This window comes from Enterococcus sp. DA9 (assembly GCF_008000875.1).
Classification (GTDB): Bacteria; Bacillota; Bacilli; order Lactobacillales; family Enterococcaceae; genus Enterococcus_B; species Enterococcus_B lactis.
This window is the reverse complement of sequence record NZ_CP042839.1, coordinates 2,563,559-2,585,101: the sequence shown is the minus strand read 5'-3', so window position 1 is coordinate 2,585,101 and position 21,543 is coordinate 2,563,559. Positions and strand designations below refer to the sequence as shown.

Sequence of the window (21,543 nt, the reverse complement as noted above, 5' to 3'; positions counted from 1 at the left end):
ACAAGAAAAACAGGAGGAGAGTTATGACTTCGATACATTCATTATTAGTTGATATGGATGGCCATTATTTAAAGAAATATAGAGATTTAGATAGAAATATCCAAGATGTTGAATATTTCTCAGGCCACTTAAAACGAAACATGGATTATTCTGATACGATGTTTGTTTGTGTTTCGCCAGAAAGAAGGAGTTACGTCAATCGAAAGGTCGTGAAATGGCGAGATGGAAATGAACAAATCATCGGAAAAGAAAATTGGTTTGGGGTGATTGTTACTGAAAAACCAATCATGGATCCGTCAGTGACGACACCACAGTTCATCGTAGAAGATAGTTGGAAATTTTTATTGGAATTATCCGCGAAATTGCGTTCCTGTTTTGTAAATCCGGTTGTTGCGATTACCGGGTCAGCAGGGAAGACTTCTACGCGAATGATGATCACTCATTTGCTTCAAGAAGAGAAAGTTTTGGAAAACAGGGGAAACCACAACGTTCGGTTTGCTGTTCCTTTATACATGAGTAAATTACTTTCTAATCCTGATGTCTTGAATCTTGAAGTTTCTGTCAATGCTTTGAATTCATATGATACAGGCTCGATGTCTAATTTGATACAACCAGATATTGCTATTGTGACTTCAATTGGAGAAGCACATCTTAGTTCTTTAAAAGATACAAAAGGAGTAGCAGTGCATAAAGCAAAAATTTTCGAAGGCCTGAAACAAGATGGAATCGCCATCATCAATGGAGATATAGGAAAAGAAGAATTTTCAATTTTAGTAAGCGCTGCTGAGAAAAGAACCAGCAAAATAGTGGTCTATTCATTACATGATGCTTCAAGAGATGTTTTTGTGAAATAAATCTCACAAAAAAGAGAATATTGCGAAGTCCTAGTTTCTTTTTTCGGAGAAGATATTTTATTGAAACTTGCAGTTTCTTCAGAAGGGATGATCGCTAATTCATTGGCTGCGTTGATTGTAGCAAAAGAACTGAAAAAAGATATTTCTCCATATATAAAAAAATTTGAGACATTCAAACCACTACCTAAAATATTGGAACGTACGATTTATACATCAGAAACAGGGACAGACTTCACCTTTATTGATGATACGCATAACGCTTCATTGCCTTCCATGAAAAATGCAATCAATTACTTTGATGGGATACAACCATTTTATAAAGGAAATAAAGTCTTGATACTTGGACAAATCGCTGATTTAGGCGATTCAGCAAAGCAAATCCACCGCTTTGTACAAGAGGAGTTAAACCAATCGGTTGCCACGCATATTTATGGTTATGGGGAACATTTTAAATTGCTTTTTGAAGAAGGACAGAAAACAGATAATCGGCTTCAATGGTTCGATTCACTTCAGGAATTATGCAATGATCTGGAAACAAAACTAATAGAAGACAGTTTAGTTTTAGCAAAAGGATCAGTTACTGGAAGTGATTTTCATGAAATCGGTAAATATGTGCATCAGATCGGAAACAAGCATAATATGAAAAGTCAGACTTTATAGAAGGTATTAGGGAAACGCCATGTGAGTCTGAACAGAGTGGAGAGGAATCGTTAAAATGACGGGAAAGGAGTGTGGCAGGTCGATGTCACACTCCTATTTTTGTGAACTACCTGGTTGTTCAATTTTTCTAGAAAAAAATGCATAAAAAAAGATAAAATGGTTGTAAACTGCGTATATTCGGGCTTTCGAACTTTTTCGTGGTGTGGTATGATAGTTAAGAATTTTGAGAAAATTTTTAAAAGAATGGTTATTATACAAGAATTATTTTTTAAAGTTTTCTTATGATTAAAAAGTGAATTTGCTGATTGAACAGTTGTATGAGACAATATTTTAGAAAATGTGAGACAGAGGTGTACTATGAAGCAATGGCAAAAAGTTCTATTAACCTTATTAGGTATACTCGTTTTGCTGATAGCCGGATTATCAGCATACGGTATCAGATTTATGGGAGAAGCGAGCCAAACAGTAAACAAAATATCTAAAAACTCTAATCGAATATCTTCCAAACGTTCTGAGAAAGTAAGCATTGATGACAAAGAACCGTTTTCGGTTTTGCTATTAGGTTTAGATACCGGTGGATTAGGAAGAACAGAACAAGGGCGTTCTGATACGATGATGGTAGTAACAGTTAATCCGAAACAAAAAAAATCAACGATTATCAGTTTGGACCGAGATATTTATACGAATATCGTAGGGTATGGAACGGTAGATAAATTAAATCACGCCTATGCATTTGGTGGCGTTGAAATGGCCATGGATTCAATTGAACAACTGCTTGATATTCCTATTGATCATTATGTAACCATCAATTTGGACGGTATGGAAGATTTGATCAATGCGGTCGGCGGCATCAAAGTGAATAATAAAATCGACTTTACGTTGGATGGTGTCCATGTACCAGTAGGTGAACAAACATTGGATGGAGAAAAAGGATTAGCCTATTCCCGAATGCGACACGAAGATCCAGAAGGAGATATCGGGCGACAACGTCGTCAGCGGGAAGTAGTGACGAAAATCGTCAATAAAGTTTTAAGTTTAGATGGCGTAAGCAATTATAGAAAAATTTTAAAAGCAGTCGAAAACAATGTGACAACGGACTTGAATTGGGATGACATGCTTGATGTAGCAACGAATTACACGCCGGCGTTCGAAACGATTAAACAAGACCAGTTGCAAGGTGAAGGTCAAATGATCAATGATATCTACTATCAGATTTTAGGACAAAACGATCTTCTTTCGATTCAAAATGAACTGAAGAAACAATTAAATATCAAAACCAGCGACACATTACCTAATTTGAAAAATGAGAATGCTTCAATGATGTTCTTTGATGATTCGGAAGATGCCGATTCGACAACCGGTGATGGGTCGAATAGTGAAGGATACACTGATTATTCTTCCTATTCAGAAAACACCTATGATCAGTACCAAGATCCGAATACCTATTATCAGCAAACAGAAGATACAAGTCAGTACTATACACCAAGTCAAGATACTCAAAGTTATGATCCTTATGCTGGACAGGAACAAAATGGTTATGGTTATGACCAGAATAATGAGTATGGAACAACAAGTGGGTACTAGAAAAAAATAGTTTGGTTAATAAAGAGTGCCACCTAAATTAGACAAAACAATCTAACTTAGGTGGCACTCTTTCTATGTGTTAAATATACTTTTTAATAAGTTTTCAGTTTTTAGCACTTAGTTTAAAAAATAAATCGAATAATTCAGTAAAGTTGCGAATAGTACCCATAAATAATAAGGAATCATGAGCCACATGACTAGGCGATGATGTAGCCATAATTGATACATAAGCACTGACAAGAAAATAACCAAAAGTGTAATATCGATTGCTGCAACGAAGATATTTCTTAAATTAAAAAATAGAGCAGTCCATATGAAATTAAAAATGAACTGAATCACAAAAAGACCTACAAGGTTGTTTCGCTGTTTTTTGTTGTTGTGATTAAGCAACAAATAAAGAGAAATACCCATCAAAATATACAATAAGGTCCACATTGGTCCAAATATCCAACTAGGTGGTGCAAATGGCGGAAGTTGTAAAGAATAGTAATATTCTCCAGGATTTCCGCTAAGCAATCCTGATAAAAAGCCTAATATGACAATTCCTATAACACAAACCCAAAAACGAATATCTTTTATCATCTTCATTCTATTAACTCCTTTCTATAATAATATTTTACATGAAGAATCACAACAATACCTGTATTTAGTTTGTGAAGTAAGAATAATGGAGAAATATTGTTATTTAAAAAAGTTAAAAATTTGTTTATATGAATCATGAATTTGAAAAAGATCGTATTAAATAATTCTCATGTTTTTTACAATTCGTTATTTTCTTATTAACTTCTGTTACAATCTATATTGTAATCGATTACATAAAAGCTTGGCTGAAGTAAAAAATTATACATAGGAAGGTTGATAAATATGAAAAGAGGTTTACTCAAAGTACTTACTGGGGCGGCACTCAGCACGATGCTTTTTTCTCCTGCATTGCTGATTCAAGTACAAGAATCATCTGCAATCGAACAAACAGTAGTGACTAATCCCGATTTTGGAGTAGGACAAGGAATTGAGTGGCCAAAACAAGTAGTTGCTCCTTATGTGGATATAACTGCTTATTCTTCTGATGAAGAACTATCTAATAATGGGGCATTGAACTTAGCAGCTGTTGCTCAACAAACAGGACAGAAATTTTTTAAATTAGGTTTTTTACAGGCGAGAGGTATTAGAAATGGTCGAATTGATTGGGCTTGGGGTGGTTTTAATGGTCTAAGTGAGATTGATAATGACGAATGGCAGTATGAAGGAATCAAAAAATCTATCCGGGAATTACGTCAAAATGGCGGAGATGTAGCTGTTTCGTTTGGCGGACTGAATTCAGGAGCATTTTGGGAGGTCACTCAAAATCAAGCACTTTTATATGATGCCTATATGGAAGTTATTCAAGGCTATGGATTGACACGTGTAGACTATGATGTAGAAGCCGCTGCGATGGGATATGAAGCGAATTTGGTAAATGCAAAAGCGGTAAAGAAAGTTCAAGAAGCAACTGGTGTAGAAGTAACGTTGACCTTGCCAGTCATGGATACTGGCCTGATTTCGACCGGATTAGCAGTGTTACAAGCTTATCTGGAGGCAGGAGTGGATTTGACAAATATCAATCTAATGACAATGTGCTACGGAAGCAGTGTACCAGATTATGCCCAAGGGTCGCTTGATGCTGTGGATAATACAATGGTGCAGTTAAAAGAGTATTATCAAAGATTTATGGGAACGACTTTGACGACAGAACAAGCATATGCTAAATTAGGAACCACTCCATCAATCGGATTTGAAAGTGAAGCTCATCCATACTTTACAGCAACGATGTTTAATCGAGTTGTTCAGCATGCAAAAGAACGAAATATTGGAATGGTTTCCTACTGGTCAATGAATCGAGATTCAAAGGTCGATGGAGGACAAGGACAAGTCAATAACCGGTATGAATTTTTAAATGTGGCACAACGTTTTACAGATGACACACCTCTTCCAGAGGACAAAGAAAAACCAACTATTCCAGAGAATTTTAAAGCAGAATTGGTGACATCTAGGCGTGCTGCGCTAAGTTGGTCACCTGCGACAGATAATGATTCTATTGGAAAGTATAACCTTCGATTGATTGGAAACGAAGAAATAGTTGAAAGAAGTACAATAGATATCAAGTATACTTTTGAGAATTTAAAAGCGAATACAACTTATACAGTGGAACTTACAGCAGAAGACCGTTCTGGTAATATTTCGGATAAAACAACATTGACGTTTACAACATTAGCGGACAATGAAAGTGAATATCCAGTATGGGATCCTGAAAAAGTTTATGCGGCTGGCGATCGTGTTGTATACGAAGGCATCATCTATGAAGCTAAGTACTGGACTCAAAACAATAATCCAAGTGAATCTGGAGAATGGGGACCTTGGAGACAGATTTCTTGATTCATAGGTATATATGAAAAATAAATAAAAAATGTAAACAGGAGTTTTATTTAGCTCCTGTTTCTTTTTATTTCAATATAAAATTATAAAAGAATAATGTTTGTGTTAATATAATAAAGCGTTTACAATATGTTTATCAAATGAAGGAGGTTTCTACATGAAAAAGATTAGTACGTTATTGTTTATCGGGTTAGTTAGTTTAGGGTTGTTCGGTTTCAGCATTCCAGGTTTCGCACACGGTTATATTACTTCTCCTGGAAGTCGTGCATATCTAGGAACATCAGCAGCAGGAAATCTAAACCAAAATGTCGGAAGAGCACAATGGGAACCGCAAAGTATCGAAGCTACCAAAAATACATTCATTGATGGAAAAATCGCCAGTGCAGGAGTCAGCGGATTTGAACCTTTAGACGAACAGACATCTAACAGATGGTATAAAAATATGGTCAATCCAGGAACATTGAATATTACTTGGAATTTAACAGCGCAACATCGGACAAGTACTTGGGATTACTACATTACCAAGCCAAATTGGAACCCTGATCAACCTTTGAAATTTAGCGATTTTGAATTGATTACAAAAATAGACGACAAAGCAACCGTACCACCAAAAACAGTCAACCAAACAATTACACTTCCTCAAGACCGCAAAGGATACAATGTGATTTTAGCAGTATGGAATATCAGTGATACGACAAATGCATTCTATCAAGTGATTGACGTGAATATCCAATAATAATCAAAAGGGCTGTGACAAAAAACGTGTCACAACCCTTTTTTGAATAAGCAGTGTTCGCCTGCCAACTCCTCGGTCACAAGTGACAATAGTCACCAAACATGAAAAGCTGTTTTTTGAAATTGTTCCTTATGACTCGGAGCTGAACGGCAGGCTCACGCCTTCTCTCGTTTAATCAGCAAGTCTCGTCATCTTCACGACAACTTCACAACGTGCAGTCTGAGGAAACATATCAACAGACTGTAAATATTCAACATTGAACTTTTTACTTAAATGGACCAGATCTCTGGCAAGTGTAGAAACGTTACAGGAGATATAAACAAGTTTTTTTGGTGGAAATTTCAGTAACGATTGAATCAATGCGTTATCCAAACCCGTACGTGGCGGATCTACGATAATACCATCTGGCTGAAAACCTTCATTCAACCATTTAGGTAGAACTTGTTCGGCTGTACCGACTTCATATCGAGTATTGTGATACCCTAATCTTTCCGCATTTCTTTTTGCATCAGCGATTGCTTGAGGAACGGTATCCATTCCTCGGACTTCTTTGACCTTTTTTGCTACACTTAAACCAATCGTACCAACTCCGCAATAAGCATCTACGATTGTTTCATCAGGCTGGGCACCTAATGCTTTGATTCCTTCACCATAAAGCAGTTCGGTCTGCTGAGGATTCAACTGAAAGAAGGCGCGAGGAGAAAGATCGAAAGTCACTTCATTGATTTGTTCTTCAATGGCTTCTTTTCCCCATACGTGGATCGTTTCATCCCCCATTACGAGAGATGTTTTTTGTGCTTGGACATTTTGCATGATCGAAACAACTTCGGGCAGGCGTTCATTGATCTCGCGAATCATTGCGTTTTTTTGTGGGAATTTTTTACTGCGAGTAATAAAAACGACTTGCAGCTCTCCAGTTTTGACACCGATTCTGACCATGATCGTGCGGAAAATACCACTGTTTGTCCGTTCATCATAGATGGGTGCATCAAATTTATTCAATAGTTGAACAACAGTATTCATCACTTTTTGTGTTCGGGGTTCTTGTACCAAACAGTCTGTTATAGGAACTAACTGATGCGAGTTTGCTTCATATAAACCAGCTTCGGTCTTTTGCGTTTGTTTATTTTTTCGTAATTGAAATTGTGCTTTGTTTCTATAATGCCATGGATCATCCATCCCAATCGTCGGTAACAACTGGTAGGATCGAAAGCCTGCTGGTTTGAATTTTTCCAATGCTTGCAAGAGTAGATCCTTTTTAAAATCCAATTGTGCTTGATAGGCTAAGTGTTGTAATTGACAGCCACCGCATTCATAATAAACAGGACATGGCGCCACTACGCGATCTTTGCTTGGCTTTTTGACTTTTATTAATTCTCCTTCTGCATAACGAGGAGTTGCTTTCGTGATTTTGACTAGTACTTCTTCTTTTGGTAGTGCATACGGAACAAATATAATCAATCGTTTGAAATAACCAATTCCTTCGCCATTTATGCCTAAACGCTTGATTTTCAAAGGAATCGTTTGTCCATTTTTGACAATTGTTTCTGCCATAAGTATCTCCCTTTTTCTTTTTTCTGTGGTTTATTCTAACATATAATACCTGATTACGGGGATTTTCTATGGTATGATAGAGAATATATGTTCGAGGAGGATGTTTATGTTAACCGTTACGAGAATCAGTAAAGGCAAAGGCCCTTTCTATCGCGTAGATTTATCTGAAGGAGAAGCTTTACAAGTATCTGAAGATGTATTAGTACGCTATCGTTTGTTAAAAGGACGGGAATTAGACGAAGAAACTATCCAAGAGATCAAGAAGAGCAGTGGCGCTGATTTCGGATTTCAGCTAGCAATGAATTACTTAAGCTATCAGTTACGGTCGGAAAAAGAAATCCGAACATACTTAAAAGAAAAGGAAATCCTTCAAGAAGACCGAAATAAAATCGTAGCCCGCTTAAAAGAATTGGATCTTGTCAATGATTTGGTCTATGGGGAAAGTTATGTGCGCACGAACATGCGCTTAAGTGACAAAGGTCCAAAAAAATTGTCACAGCAAATGCAGCAAAAAGGATTAAAACTAGAGATTATTGAACAGGCGCTCGCCCAGTATACAGTTGAAGACCAAGTTCAAAATGCACATCAAACAGCTGAAAAAACATTTGGAAAAAATCATGGGAAAAGCCAAAAAGAATTATTGCGGAAAATCCAACAAACTCTGATGACAAAAGGTTTTTCTCAAGAAGTGATCCAACAAGCGATGGCTGATCTTCCGCAAGAAGTAGACCAGGAAACAGAATATGATTATTTAGTCAAACAAGGGGATAAACTATGGCGAAGAAATTCAAGGTTTGAACCTAAAAAAAGAAACCTAAAAGTAAAACAAAGCTTATATCAAAAAGGATTTGATTTGGATATGATCCAGCGATTCATTACGGAAAAGGAAGAGGAAAGTGAATAAAGAATGGGAAAAATGGACAGACGAAGAAACAAAAGAATTTCAAGATCAGTTCATTCAATGGTATGAACAAGAAAAAAGAAACCTGCCATGGCGCTACAATCGGGATCCTTATCGTATCTGGATCTCTGAGATCATGCTCCAGCAGACCAGAGTAGATACAGTGATCGATTATTTTTATCGCTTCATGGAATGGTTTCCTACAATTGAAGAATTGGCAACTGCTCCAGAAGAAAAGCTTTTAAAAGCTTGGGAGGGGCTTGGCTATTACTCAAGAGCCCGAAACATCCAAGCAGCTGCTAAACAGATCATGTCTGAATTTGACGGAAAAATGCCGCAAACGCCTGAAGAAATCAGCTCATTGAAAGGAATAGGCCCCTATACGACAGGAGCGATAGCAAGTATAGCATTTGGACTTCCAGAACCTGCAGTTGACGGTAACGTGATGCGAGTAGTCAGCAGATTGTTTTGCATTGAAGCAGATATTGCCAAAGCTTCCAGCAGGAAAATCTTTGATGAAGCGATGCGGAAAATCATTGATGAAACGTATCCAGGTGAATTCAACCAAGCAATGATGGATCTAGGATCAGCTATCTGTACACCAACTTCTCCAAAGTGTGAAGCTTGTCCGATCCAAGCCTTTTGTTTAGCCAACAAACGAGGAATCCAAACGAGTTTTCCTGTAAAAACAAAAAAAGCAAAGCCAAAAAACGTTTATTATATCAGTGCGGCTCTTCAAAATCATTCGGGAGCGTATTATTTTGAAGAAAGAGATAGCCAAAAACTGCTAGCGAATATGTGGACATTTCCAATGGTGGAAGTGACACAAGAGGAGTACGAGCGATTGAAAAAAGAATGGGAAGCAAAACAGGAAGTCGATCTGTTTGATGATCTAGTAGCAGAAGACGGAAAAGAGCTTCCCTTCGAAAAGCAGGAACTTTTTATTTGGCAGACACGTCATTTAGGAGAGGTTACTCATGTTTTTAGTCATCTGAAATGGCATGTTCTCCTTTTTTACGGACGGGCAACCGAGGAAGCAGAACAGGAATTTACCGAGAACAAAACTTCGAAGTGGTTGAAGCCTGCTGCATTTGATTCGGTCGTTTTTCCGAAGGTACAAATGAAACTAGTGGAACAGTTGGAGAAAAATCGAAACAATAGGAATCCTTTCTAGGCAAAGCTCATTTTTATTGATATAATAATTATGATGTCGGTGTAATGAACACCCAAACACAAAGCACAAAATGCTGCTTAAGGAAGGGTTGCTATGGGAGTTCCAAAAGAAGGAGAGTTTGTGACGATCCAAAGTTACAAGCACGACGGCAGATTGCATCGAACGTGGCGAGATACCATGGTATTGAAAACAAGCGAACACTCTATGATCGGCGTGAATGATCACACATTAGTTACTGAATCTGACGGACGCCGATGGGTAACGCGCGAACCAGCGATTGTGTATTTTCATAAAAAATACTGGTTCAATGTAATAGCAATGATCAGAGAAAAGGGGGTTTCCTATTATTGTAATCTAGCTTCACCTTTTTTGCTGGACGATGAGGCCTTGAAATATATCGACTATGACTTGGATATCAAGGTGTTTCCTGACGGCGAGAAACGACTATTGGATGTCGATGAGTACGAGATGCACAGCAAAATGATGAATTACCCGAACGATATTGACTTCATCCTAAAAGAAAATGTGAAGATTCTGGTTGACTGGATCAATAATGGAGATGGCCCGTTCTCAGAAGGCTATATTGATATTTGGTATGACCGTTACAAGCAATTGTCGCGTAAGTAAACGCAAAAAAGAACAGTAAGCCAGTGAGAAATTTTTCTCAAAAGCTTGCTGTTTTTTTTTGAAAAATTTTTTATAAAGTCTTTTTCATATAAATGTGAGGCATGCCAGCGTCTTCAAAAGGCTCACCGTAAGCTATGTAACCAAGCTTTTCGTAAAAAGCTTCCGCTGTAGACTGCGCTCCTAATAAAATCGTATTATAGCCTTGATTCTTAGCAAAGGTTTCTGCTTCTTCAATCAATAGTTTACCTAAGCCTTGGTGTCTGTATTCAGAAAGAATCGCCATTCGCTGTAATTTCATTTTTCCGTTTTCTAAAGGCAAAAGGCGTACAGTTCCTTGCGGTTCTTTTTTATCTGAGTACAGAACGAAATGGATGCAATGTGCTTCATCTTTATCTATTTCTCGAGACAAAGGGACACCTTGTTCGACTACAAAGACTTGATGTCTGATTCTTACAGCATCTAAGTAAATATTGCTCATTGTATCTTTTGTTTGTACAACTTTCATGGTCTAGCCACCTTCCTTTCGTATAGTATACTGGAAAATAAAATAAATAAAAAGTATGGAAAGTTTTCGAAAATAAAAAAAGAATAAAAGAATTTTTAGTGAATATAATATATACTAGGAAGAAAGAAAGGAGGAAATCTATTGTTTGAAAAACTTAGACAGTCTAAACTAATGTTTTGGTCGCTTGAATTATTGATCATAGCTGCACTGATCATGATTTCATCAGAAATAAATTTTATTTTTGAACCGATCGGGACATTTTTTTCCACGTTATTTGCACCCGTACTGATTGCAGGCTTTCTTTACTATTTGCTGAATCCTATCGTCAAGCTGCTGATGAAAGCAAAAATCAAAAGAATATGGGCTGTCGCAATTGTGCTGCTCCTTTTAGTTGCAGCAATTATTTGGATTTTACTTAGTGTCATTCCAAGTCTAGTACAGCAAATTTCCTCATTGGCATCTAGTATGCCTGATTTTATCAAACAGGTGGAAAGTTGGTTAAAAGAGGTAGCCGAATTGCCTGTGTTCAAGGAAGTTGATATCAATAAATATTTTGAACAATTAGATATTTCTTACGGGACGATCATCCAACAATTCCTTAGTGGCGTTTCCAACAGTTTAGGTTCGATCGTTGGAACGATTGCTTCGGCAACCGTAGTGATCATTACGGCACCCTTCATCTTGTTCTATATGTTGAAAGATGGCGAAAAACTAGTGCCAAACATCCAACAGTTTTTCCCGGAGAAAAGAAGAAATCAAATTGTGGAATTATTGGGACAGCTGAATAAAACATTAGCTAATTATATTAGTGGACAAGCAATTGAATGTCTATTCGTCGGCACTTTTACATTTTTAGGATATATGATCATCGGTGTAGATTATGCTTTCTTGTTCGGGGTCATTGCAGGATTGACCAACCTGATACCATATTTAGGACCTTATCTAGGGCTAGCACCTGCATTTTTAGTGACGATCTTCAACGATCCGATAAAAGCATTGCTTTGTTGTTTAGTTGTACTAATCGTCCAACAGTTAGATGGAAACATCATTTATCCGAATGTAATTGGGAAATCACTGAAGATCCATCCTTTAACGATCATTATCGTCCTTCTAGTAGCAGGAAACATTGCCGGATTGCTTGGTATCTTCTTAGGTGTTCCTTTTTATGCAATCTGCAAGACAATCATTTCCTATATAATCAAAATCATCAAGGAAGATAAACAAAATGAAAACAAGAAAAAAATTGCTACGACCTCGTAGATAGTTTTAGTACACTTGTTTTTATTGCAAAGAAAATTGCTTTGTGATACCATTTTAACGTGGCTATAGTGCCACGTTTTTTTCTATCGTAAACTAAAAATTAATTTTATAAGGAGAGAATGCGATTATGAATGCTGACCCTGAGAGTCAGTCGCTGTTAGCGCAGATTTTATTATTGATCGTTTTGACATTGATCAATGCTTTTTTAGCAGCTTCCGAAATTGCTGTTGTTTCGATCAATAAGAATCGAATCGAGCAAAAAGCTGATGAAGGAGATGTGAAATCTCAAAAGCTTTTAAAAATATTGCAGAATCCAAATAATTTCCTATCGACAATCCAAGTAGGAATCACTTTGGTCAACATTTTGTCCGGTGCGTCACTAGCAAATACTTTATCGGAACGGTTAGCTCCGGTATTAGGTGGCGGTACAGCGGCAAAAAATATTGCAAATATCATTGTGCTGGCTATTTTGACCTATGTATCGATTGTTTTTGGAGAATTGTACCCTAAACGTATTGCTTTAAATAAATCAGAAGAAGTCGCAAAGTTCACTTCAGGGCTGATACGCTTGATCGGCGTAGTAGCTAAGCCCTTTGTCTGGTTGCTTTCTGCTTCTACAAGTTTGTTGGCACGTATCACACCGATGACCTTTGATGATGAAGATTCAAAAATGACCAGAGATGAAATGCGTTATATGCTTGAAAACGAAGGCGTATTGAACAACGAAGAATTGGAAATGCTCCAAGGGGTTTTTTCTCTTGATACGAAAGTTGCTCGAGAAGTAATGGTCCCACGAACGGATGCATTTATGATTGATATCAATGACACTGTGGAAGAAAATGTGAATAAAGTTTTATCGGAAAACTATTCAAGAATTCCTGTCTATAATGAAGACAAAGATAAGGTAGTTGGAATCCTTCATACAAAGAATTTACTAAAAGCAGCCCATAAATTTGGCTTTGATCATTTAGATATCAAAAAAATCATGCAGGAGCCTTTATTCGTTCCTGAAACGGTCTTTATTGATGATCTATTATATGAAATGAAAAAGACACAGAATCAAATGGCTATTTTATTGGATGAATATGGCGGTGTCGTTGGTTTAGCAACATTAGAAGATCTTTTAGAAGAAATCGTCGGAGAAATCGATGATGAATCAGATGAAGTTGAGAATCTTTATGAAAAAATCGATGAACACGAATATATTATCCAAGGACGAATGCTGATTGATGAATTCAATGAAGCTTTTGACAGTGATTTGCATATGAGTGATGTAGACACAATGGCTGGTTATTTGATTACAGCATTAGGCATGATTCCGGATGAAGGCGAAAAGTTATCATTTGATGTCGATAATATTACGCTGGTTTCTGAAGAAATGGAAGGTTCTCGAATCCTTAAAATCCGTGTCATTTTTCATGATCCGGAAGAAACAGAAGCGGAACCTGAAGAAGAACGCAGATACTTCAGAAAAGAATTCGAAGATGACGAACCAAGAAGATAATTGGAAACTTGGTTATAAAAGAAAGACGTGTTGCTTGAATAAACAAGCAACATGTCTTTTCTTTAGTCAGCTGACAAAAATATTTGACTCTTATGATTTGGTGGCTTTTTCATTCGCTGAATCCATGCTATACTGATTCAGTTGTAGTAATTAACAGAAGTTGTGAAAAAGCTGTCTTGTATCAAGTAATAAAAACAGCTAAGCAAAAACAGCTTCTCTTGTTTTTGGGTTGGTGGGGATTATTACCAATGCAAGCTTTTAAACACTGTTTACTCGGAAAAAGGGACGGCGACACGGCTTTTGTCACAGCCCTATATGAAATTGTCTTTCCTTAAGAGAACAGACAATCTGTCTAGAAAAAGATAAATAATTGAATGGAAGAAATGGAGTTAGGTTATGAATAATCCAGAATTAAAGCAGCAAGTGGACAATCGCAGAACGTTTGCAATCATTTCCCATCCGGATGCGGGGAAAACAACGATTACAGAACAATTACTATTGTTTGGTGGAGCTATTCGTCAAGCCGGAACTGTAAAAGGAAAGAAAACAGGTAATTTTGCCAAATCAGACTGGATGGAAATCGAGAAACAACGTGGAATATCTGTCACTAGTTCTGTTATGCAGTTTGATTATCAAGGAAAACGAGTAAATATCTTGGACACTCCAGGACATGAAGATTTTTCTGAAGATACTTACCGTACTTTGATGGCTGTGGATAGTGCGGTCATGGTAATCGACAGTGCCAAAGGGATCGAAGCACAGACAAAGAAATTGTTTCAAGTGGTTAAAAAACGTGGCATCCCGATTTTTACTTTTATCAACAAACTAGATCGTGATGGTCGCGAACCATTAGAACTGTTAGAAGAATTAGAAGAGTTATTAGATATCGAGTCTTATCCAATGAATTGGCCAATTGGTATGGGAAAAGGTTTAGAAGGTCTTTATGATATTTACCATAATCGTGTAGAGTTTTATCGTCCGGAAAATTATCAAGGAGAACGTTTAGTAGAATTGGATGAAGATGGTCTGCTTCCTGATAATCATCCTTTAACTGAAAATTCCTTATATGAACAAGTCTTAGAAGAAGTAGAACTACTCAAAGAAGCTGGAGATGCATTTAATCAAGAAAAAATTGCTCGTGGCGATCAGACACCAGTATTTTTTGGTTCTGCATTAACTAATTTCGGTGTACAGACTTTTTTAGAAACTTTCGTTGAATTAGCACCAGCTCCTTATGGGCATAAAACACAAGATGATCAGATGGTAAGTCCTTATGAAGAAGAATTTTCTGGTTTCGTATTCAAGATACAAGCAAATATGAACCCAGCCCATCGTGACCGAATCGCTTTTGTCCGAATCTGTTCTGGAACATTCGAGCGAGGAATGGATGTCTGGTTAGAACGTACAAATAAAAAATTGAAATTAAGCAATGTTACGCAATTTATGGCAGATTCGAGAGAGAATGTAGAAAAGGCAGTAGCAGGTGATATTATTGGTGTATATGATACCGGTAATTATCAGATTGGGGATACATTGTTCGAAGGCAAACTAAAAGTTGCTTATGAAGAACTTCCTTCATTTACTCCAGAGCTGTTCATGAAAGTGACTGCTAAAAATGTTATGAAACAAAAATCCTTCCATAAAGGAATCTATCAATTGGTTCAAGAAGGAGCGATTCAGCTTTATAAAACATATCTAACAGAAGAATATATCATTGGGGCTGTTGGTCAGCTGCAATTCGAAGTATTCCAATATCGTATGTTAAATGAGTACAACGCAGAAGTCATCATGTCTCCGATGGGGCACAAAATTGCTCGCTGGATTGATCCGGAAGATTTAGATGAGAAGATGAGTTCAAGCCGTAATATCTTAGCGCGTGATCGTTTTGATCAGCCGTTATTCTTATTTGAGAACCAATTTGCGGAACGCTGGTTTGCGGATAAATATCCAGATGTTGAACTGAAAAGTTTGATGTAAAATTAATTTGTAATCAATCAGTAGCTGAATCTTTAGAAGATTGAAGCTCGCATCTTCAGCAAAATCTATTAAGATGCGTTGGTTTGCATGAAGTCCTTTTTTATCAAAATTTGATAAGAAGGGACTTTTTTCTATGAACTGGGAGGATATTATTTTAGAATTTTGTATGGATGTTACAGTGAAAGGTTTTTCAAAAATAACAATCAAAAATTATAAATCAAAATTGAGAAACACAGCAAATTTTTTCAAATCAATAAATGTTGAACCGTCACAGATTGAAAAGAAACATATAAAAAGCTGGATAATAGATATGCAAGAAAAAGAAATGCAAGCATCGACAATCAATGTCAGTGTTAGCAGATTAAAGAAGTTATTTGACTATATGTTAATTGAAAAATATATTGATTATAATCCGTTTGTTGATATTGAAAGATTAAAAGAACAAAGAAAAGTAATCTATCCTTTGAATGATTATGAAATTAAACAAATGCTTATAGTTGCTAAAAAACATCCTTACAAACATATAGCACAAAGAAATGTTGTGATATTGATGTTGATGATTGAATGTGGGTTGAGGATTAGCGAAGTTTGCGAGATACAAGATGAAGATATTATGAATAATCAAATCATTATTAGAAAATCAAAAAATAATAAGGATAGAGCCGTCGCTGTCAGTCCAATTCTCAAAAAAGAAATAATAAAATATCAACGAATTAAGAAAAGAAAATATGGGCTGTTAGAAGGAAATCCTTTTATTATCAGTAATCTAGGTAAAAAATTGAATGAAAAAAGTATTTGGCAGATTATGCAAGAAATAAAGAAGCAAATTGATATAAGAGATTGTGTCCGTTTTTCGGGGCATACGCTAAGACATACTTATGCAAGTATGCAATTACGGAATGGATTAGATATTTATACGTTAAGTTTAAATATGGGTCATAGTTCAATTGAAATGACTCAAAGATATGTTCAGACGTTAAGTAGTGAAGATTTTATAGAGAAATCTATTAAAACGAGTACTTTGATGAATTTGAAATAATGAATCTACTTAATAAATATTTAAAGTAATGAATGTGTGTAGTAAAATATATCTTAGCTCTTATTTAAGGAGGAATAATAAAATGATAGAAATTGACTTAATTGTTGAGTCATTGAATGAATTATGCAGATTTAATAGAACTCTATTTAAAGAGACTGTAAGTGAACAGACTATTTGTGCTTCACTGTCTCAATGTATTCTTTTGGTAAAGAGAGAAAAATATCCTCGGTTCAATGATTATTATGTAGATGTAGAATATAACAGAGGATATTCTGGAAAGAAAAAAGCTGTTCAGATGTTTGATAATCAAACAAAAGAATATAGACTAAAAAATGTGATTTGTGATTTAGTTATTCATAAGAGAGGTGAAGGAGGTGCAACACCTGAAAATTTAATAGCGATTGAAATGAAAAAAACTTCAGATTGTGAAAAAAGGTTAGTAATAAGACTGAGTCAGAATATTTTAATAATAGACGCGAAGCAGATATAGCAAGATTAATAGCACTTACTAATAACAAAAATGTGCAAAATGGATATGGAACATTTTCACTAGATGTTGACAAAAAAGACCAGTCATACTTTGTAGAAGGTTTTCAATTAGGTGTATTTATTGAATTATGTGATAAGGAAGAGGGTACCGAATGTCCTGAAAGTGGATGGAGAAAAACGAGTATAAACAAATTAAAAATAAGGTTTTTTATTAACGGACAAGAAAGAACAGAGTATAACGTATCATTTGTATTCAATAAAGATTCATTTATACAGAATAATTTTTTATAAAGTATGTATTATGTTCTACAAATTTGCAACCTCCTAACAACGATGCTATAAAGGTCCTTGTAAGAGGGATACTTTTGTAATTAGTATCCCTTGAAGATGTTGATTTATCAACATCAAAACAGACCACAAAGATGAAAAGGATACTTTAACTATTATTCAATGTAAAAGTATCCCTTTAAAACAGCATAGGAGGAGGTAAAATGACACGAAATATTATTAATGTAAAACCTATAAAAGACAAACAAGTGATGTTAGATTTTTTAACGGAATTGAAAAAAGGAAAACATGGAAAAAGAGACCATCTGATTTTTGTGATTGGTATTTATACAGGTTTAAGAGTATCTGATATTTTGAATTTGAAAGTTTCTGATGTTCAAAATAAGACTACTACAGTCATTGTCGAGAAAAAGACAAATAAACAAAGAGAATTAAATCTATCCAATTTGACTAGTTTAATAATTGATTATTTAAATTCTTATCATGATGGACAATCTGATTGGTTATTTTATAGACCTTCTGACCACTCTAAACCGTTAGGAACCCATCAGTACTATAAAGTCTTGCAAAGAGTCGCAAAAATTCTTGAATTGGATTATATTGGCACACACACGATGCGGAAGATGTTTGGTTATAAATACTATCGCCAATTTAAGGATATTCCTACGCTGATGAAAATACTAAATCATAGTAGTCAAGCAATCACGATTCGGTATATAGGATTAGAAGAGGAAGAAATTCGAGCAAGTTTAGACAAGTTTAATCCTTTAGATTAAATAGTAAAAAGCACAGTCTTTAAGATTGTGCTTTTTGTTTGTTCTTTTTTAGCTGAACGGTATTGAATTTCTTTTTATTCTGTTGGCTTTTAATATAAAGGCGGTGTGCAGTATTTAATTCGATTGTATCAGAAGAAAAGTAAAACGTATCCTTAGATTTTGAATTCTTAGCTAGAACATAAAAGAAGTCCATTATTGAGCTAATTCGTTTCAGTTCATACTTCCTGTTTTGTATTTTATCAAAATAACAAAAACTATGTTCAGATTCAATATAAAGTAATATATCATCACGAACAAAATGAGCATTCTTTTCAAGATTCTTATAAGAAAAGTCATCTAGTCTTTCTTCAAGCATCGGAATGTATTCAGTATTGGGAATAGATAGAATTTCAACCGTATCTAAAGAATTTGTATGATAATGAAAGTCAAATTTGTTAGTGACACTCGAAATTCTGATTGGGAATTTCGTCAGTTCGTTTTTTAAAAATTCTAAATACCAATCTCTTTCTTCTACAGACGTTAATTGATTGTATCGCACATTTGCAATTTGTTTTAATTGTTCGTTCGTTTTGAAGTTAATTTTGCCTGTGGCATAAGCTGAAAGATAAACTTCCTTATAGTTGTTATCTTTTGTGATAATTTGAATAGTTTCAGTAAACATAGCATAGTCAACAAGCTTTTGAATAATGTTGGCTTGACTATCTAATATGCTTAAATTCTTAGAATCAAAATGGTTCGTATAAAAGAAGTGTTTTCCTATTTTTTGTTTTGTAATCATTTTGTTTTTTTCAAGGGTTTTTAATCGACTTTCTAAACTGATTCGATTGCACTGAAGCATTTTCAGTAGGGTGGATTCATAGATGCCATCTGAGTTATTTATTATCTGAAATAATTCTTCTGTGTCAATTGCTCGTTTGTTTACAAATTGTGTTGTCATGTTCACTCCCTCCAATAGTAATTTTGTATAATTGATAATATATTATATTTAGTAAACTTAATTGTTCATTCTCTAAACTATCCCTTAAAACTATCCATTCAATTTGCTGATTGTAAGTTAGTAGAAAATTAGGATAATTGTAAGGAGCAGCCAGTTAGAAAAAATTCACGGAGGTTTCCATTCAATTTTTTCAAAATCCTTTCAAATTTCCTGTAGTTTTAAAAAAGTTCTCACGAAAGTTCTCAAAAAGTTCTCATCTGCTTTTCTTAAAAAATGCCTTATGTAGGGTCAGTGAAGGGTTTATGAAGCCTATCATTTTTATGAATGTAGGGTTTATGAAGGGAGGCAAGTTAATAAAAAAGAGCGTTCAATTCTTAAAAGTATCCCACAAGAGTATCCCAAATTCATAAGTATCCTACCCCTACTTCACCCCTTCATTATACCATCCTAAAACAGATGATGGAAATTTGAATCTTGTCTTTAAAATTGTTGACAAAAAAACTCTCTAATAAAATTATTAGAGAGAAATCAAGTATTAATTGAGTATTATTACCTGTAAAGTATATACTGTTTTTCCACCATGAACATTGATGTATTTCATCTTAATTGTATTTACTTCACCGATTTTTAGTTTTAATCCTTTATTTGTTCCCCATCTTACATTTGAAGAATTCGCTTTACCTAAGTATATTTCTTTTTCTCCGTTAATACTTATATATGCTTCACGTGTCTTGTTTGTTCCAAATCCTTTATCAATAGCATCTTGTTTTACAGCAACATTAATGTCGGAAATACTATCAACAAGAACATATCCATTCTCTATTGTAGGTATTCCATTTGATGCTTGGCTCAGTTTAATTGTTCTTATTTCTGTATTATCTGGTGTCCAAATGATAGGTCCCCAATTCGCTCCTTTAAACCAAATATTAAAATAACCTTTAACTTCAAAAGAATTGTTAAATTTTCTCATACATTTACTATTATTAGTATCTAATAGATTGGTGTTCTCATCTATTTGTTCAAAAGAATCACAATATATTGTCGATAAGCTGGGTTTTAAAGTATTTCTAAATAATAAATAACTAATAGCTATAAAAATACCAAATATAATTATTGCAACAACTATAAATAGTCCTTGACTTGTTCCATTTGTCATAAAAAATGACCTCCTTCTTGTTATTTTATTGTAGTATAAATTATAGCAAGTACCTATCAGAAATCAATTTTATAGAACAGGATAATTTCTGTAAAAAAGCGTTTTTGTTAGAATAATAAAGTGTTTAAAGGGAAATAATAGAAAAGTAAAGGAGGATTAATTCGCTGGACATTTGCTATTTTTGATGCAATAATAAATGTATACCTTGATGAAATACACCATTGTCATATAAATAGATACAATATTGGATAATTGTATTCCCTCTATATGATAGAAAATCCCTAATTTGCTCTAGTATCCATTTTTTATGTGATACTAGGGTATTTTTGTGCGGAAAATAAACAATTAAAATAAAGAAAGAAGGGAGGTTTTGCAGGATGACAAATAAAGTCATTGGATATATCAGAACAAGTACTAGCTCACAAGATTTAGGATTAGAAGTCCAGAAAAAGGCGTTAGAACGGTATGAACCGGATATTATTTATTCTGAAAAAGTAAGTGGAAGAAAAGAGAAGCGAACAGAACTTGAAAAAGCATTAGAAAATTTGGAGTCAGGAGATACTTTACTTATCTATAATTTAGCTCGTTTAAGTAGGTCTAGTAAGCAGTTAGTGAATCTAATGTCAGAATTAAATGCGAAGGGAATTCATCTGAAAAGTATTCAAGAGAGTGTAGACACGAAAACAGCGACCGGAAGACTATTTTTTACCGTTTTAGCGGCTATTGCAGAATTTGAAGCAGAAAATATCAGTATCCGAACAAAAGAAGCCTTAGCGAATTCAAACAAGAAACTTGGGAGACCTAAAGTTAAAAATAACACGAAAAAGAAAGTTTTAAAGCTATATCAGAATAAAGAATTATCACTAAATGAAATTGCTGAAAAATGTGGTATTAGTGTGAAAACTGTCTATAATTTGGCTAAAAGTGAAGGATTATCAAGAAAATAGTACTTGATATTTTTTTGGACAAGCGATAAGATTTAGTAGTATAACATGATGTTTAATCGGTACAAAACCAAGGTTTTTTACCGATAATTTATTAAAAAAATAACTGACAGACAAAGACGAGTGTATCAATGTTTTAAAGATTGATAGATTGGTCTTTTTTTAT

The 21,543-nt window shown here is 34.9% G+C and carries 18 protein-coding genes and 1 pseudogene; 14 read left to right on the top strand and 5 right to left on the bottom strand.

Translation table 11 applies throughout. From position 1 onward, the window contains the following. The first annotated feature begins 23 nt into the window (after positions 1 to 23). Positions 24 to 1,514: pseudogene (locus FTX43_RS15455) on the top strand (Mur ligase family protein). A 357-nt stretch (positions 1,515 to 1,871) separates the two neighbouring features. Next, complete coding sequence (locus FTX43_RS13425) at positions 1,872 to 3,098, top strand: LCP family protein (protein ID WP_086307380.1); 1,227 nt, start codon at positions 1,872 to 1,874, stop codon at positions 3,096 to 3,098. Between the two features lie 117 nt (positions 3,099 to 3,215). Here FTX43_RS13425 and FTX43_RS13420 read toward each other — a convergent pair whose 3' ends face one another. Continuing rightward, positions 3,216 to 3,686 carry a TspO/MBR family protein gene (locus FTX43_RS13420; RefSeq protein ID WP_002310332.1) on the bottom strand — a complete coding sequence of 157 codons (471 nt, stop codon included), beginning with the start codon at positions 3,684 to 3,686 and terminating at the stop codon, positions 3,216 to 3,218. A gap of 276 nt (positions 3,687 to 3,962) precedes the next feature. Between FTX43_RS13420 and FTX43_RS13415 the strand changes: the two genes are divergently transcribed. Both FTX43_RS13415 and FTX43_RS13410 read left to right on the top strand, forming a co-directional pair. Further along, positions 3,963 to 5,510 (top strand): carbohydrate-binding protein, encoded by a 1,548-nt coding sequence (locus tag FTX43_RS13415; RefSeq protein ID WP_147607119.1) that lies wholly within the window; start codon positions 3,963 to 3,965, stop codon positions 5,508 to 5,510. Between the two features lie 157 nt (positions 5,511 to 5,667). Beyond that, positions 5,668 to 6,246 carry a lytic polysaccharide monooxygenase gene (locus FTX43_RS13410; protein WP_002310335.1) on the top strand — a complete coding sequence of 193 codons (579 nt, stop codon included), beginning with the start codon at positions 5,668 to 5,670 and terminating at the stop codon, positions 6,244 to 6,246. Between the two features lie 171 nt (positions 6,247 to 6,417). Here the strand turns inward: FTX43_RS13410 and rlmD are convergent, their stop codons facing one another. After that, entirely contained in the window at positions 6,418 to 7,800 is a 1,383-nt protein-coding gene (rlmD, locus tag FTX43_RS13405) for a 23S rRNA (uracil(1939)-C(5))-methyltransferase RlmD (protein WP_002310337.1), read from the bottom strand. 106 nt (positions 7,801 to 7,906) lie between these two features. Between rlmD and recX the strand changes: the two genes are divergently transcribed. From recX to FTX43_RS13390, 3 genes are all read left to right on the top strand, one after another. Then, positions 7,907 to 8,704 (top strand): recombination regulator RecX, encoded by a 798-nt coding sequence (gene recX / locus FTX43_RS13400; RefSeq protein ID WP_002320426.1) that lies wholly within the window; start codon positions 7,907 to 7,909, stop codon positions 8,702 to 8,704. Further along, positions 8,697 to 9,875, top strand: a complete 1,179-nt coding sequence (gene mutY / locus FTX43_RS13395; RefSeq protein WP_002316961.1) for an A/G-specific adenine glycosylase — start codon at positions 8,697 to 8,699, stop codon at positions 9,873 to 9,875. Before recX ends, mutY begins: the two co-directional genes overlap by 8 nt. 93 nt (positions 9,876 to 9,968) lie before the next feature. Next, the gene (locus FTX43_RS13390) at positions 9,969 to 10,502 is read left to right on the top strand and encodes a DUF402 domain-containing protein (RefSeq protein ID WP_002310342.1); all 534 of its coding nucleotides are present in this window, start codon (positions 9,969 to 9,971) and stop codon (positions 10,500 to 10,502) included. A gap of 70 nt (positions 10,503 to 10,572) precedes the next feature. Here FTX43_RS13390 and FTX43_RS13385 read toward each other — a convergent pair whose 3' ends face one another. Further along, positions 10,573 to 11,007, bottom strand: coding sequence for a GNAT family N-acetyltransferase (locus FTX43_RS13385; protein WP_002310346.1), 435 nt, complete (start codon positions 11,005 to 11,007; stop codon positions 10,573 to 10,575). 141 nt (positions 11,008 to 11,148) lie between these two features. On the opposite strand from FTX43_RS13385, the gene FTX43_RS13380 reads away from it, so the two are divergent. The 6 genes from FTX43_RS13380 (at position 11,149) to FTX43_RS13355 (ending at position 18,340) form a co-directional block, all read left to right on the top strand. Further along, entirely contained in the window at positions 11,149 to 12,267 is a 1,119-nt protein-coding gene (locus FTX43_RS13380; protein ID WP_002310347.1) for an AI-2E family transporter, read from the top strand. Between the two features lie 127 nt (positions 12,268 to 12,394). After that, positions 12,395 to 13,771, top strand: a complete 1,377-nt coding sequence (locus FTX43_RS13375) for a hemolysin family protein (RefSeq protein WP_002310348.1) — start codon at positions 12,395 to 12,397, stop codon at positions 13,769 to 13,771. 396 nt (positions 13,772 to 14,167) lie between these two features. Continuing rightward, positions 14,168 to 15,748: a peptide chain release factor 3 gene (locus tag FTX43_RS13370; RefSeq protein ID WP_147607118.1), complete on the top strand. Its 1,581-nt coding sequence runs from the start codon at positions 14,168 to 14,170 to the stop codon at positions 15,746 to 15,748. A 133-nt stretch (positions 15,749 to 15,881) separates the two neighbouring features. Beyond that, positions 15,882 to 16,787, top strand: coding sequence for a site-specific integrase (locus tag FTX43_RS13365; RefSeq protein WP_048340615.1), 906 nt, complete (start codon positions 15,882 to 15,884; stop codon positions 16,785 to 16,787). Positions 16,788 to 16,869: 82 nt separating this feature from the next. Then, positions 16,870 to 17,277, top strand: a complete 408-nt coding sequence (locus FTX43_RS15305) for a hypothetical protein (RefSeq protein WP_261801539.1) — start codon at positions 16,870 to 16,872, stop codon at positions 17,275 to 17,277. Positions 17,278 to 17,767: 490 nt separating this feature from the next. Then, positions 17,768 to 18,340 carry a tyrosine-type recombinase/integrase gene (locus FTX43_RS13355; protein ID WP_147607117.1) on the top strand — a complete coding sequence of 191 codons (573 nt, stop codon included), beginning with the start codon at positions 17,768 to 17,770 and terminating at the stop codon, positions 18,338 to 18,340. A gap of 19 nt (positions 18,341 to 18,359) precedes the next feature. Here FTX43_RS13355 and FTX43_RS13350 read toward each other — a convergent pair whose 3' ends face one another. Both FTX43_RS13350 and FTX43_RS13345 read right to left on the bottom strand, forming a co-directional pair. Then, positions 18,360 to 19,277: a hypothetical protein gene (locus tag FTX43_RS13350; RefSeq protein WP_147607116.1), complete on the bottom strand. Its 918-nt coding sequence runs from the start codon at positions 19,275 to 19,277 to the stop codon at positions 18,360 to 18,362. Between the two features lie 535 nt (positions 19,278 to 19,812). Further along, a complete protein-coding gene (locus FTX43_RS13345; RefSeq protein WP_147607115.1) occupies positions 19,813 to 20,433 on the bottom strand; it encodes a hypothetical protein in 621 nt (206 codons plus the stop codon). 377 nt (positions 20,434 to 20,810) lie between these two features. Here FTX43_RS13345 and FTX43_RS13340 point away from each other — a divergent pair, with 377 nt between their 5' ends. Next, positions 20,811 to 21,380, top strand: a complete 570-nt coding sequence (locus FTX43_RS13340; RefSeq protein WP_147607114.1) for a recombinase family protein — start codon at positions 20,811 to 20,813, stop codon at positions 21,378 to 21,380. The last annotated feature ends 163 nt before the right edge of the window (positions 21,381 to 21,543 follow it).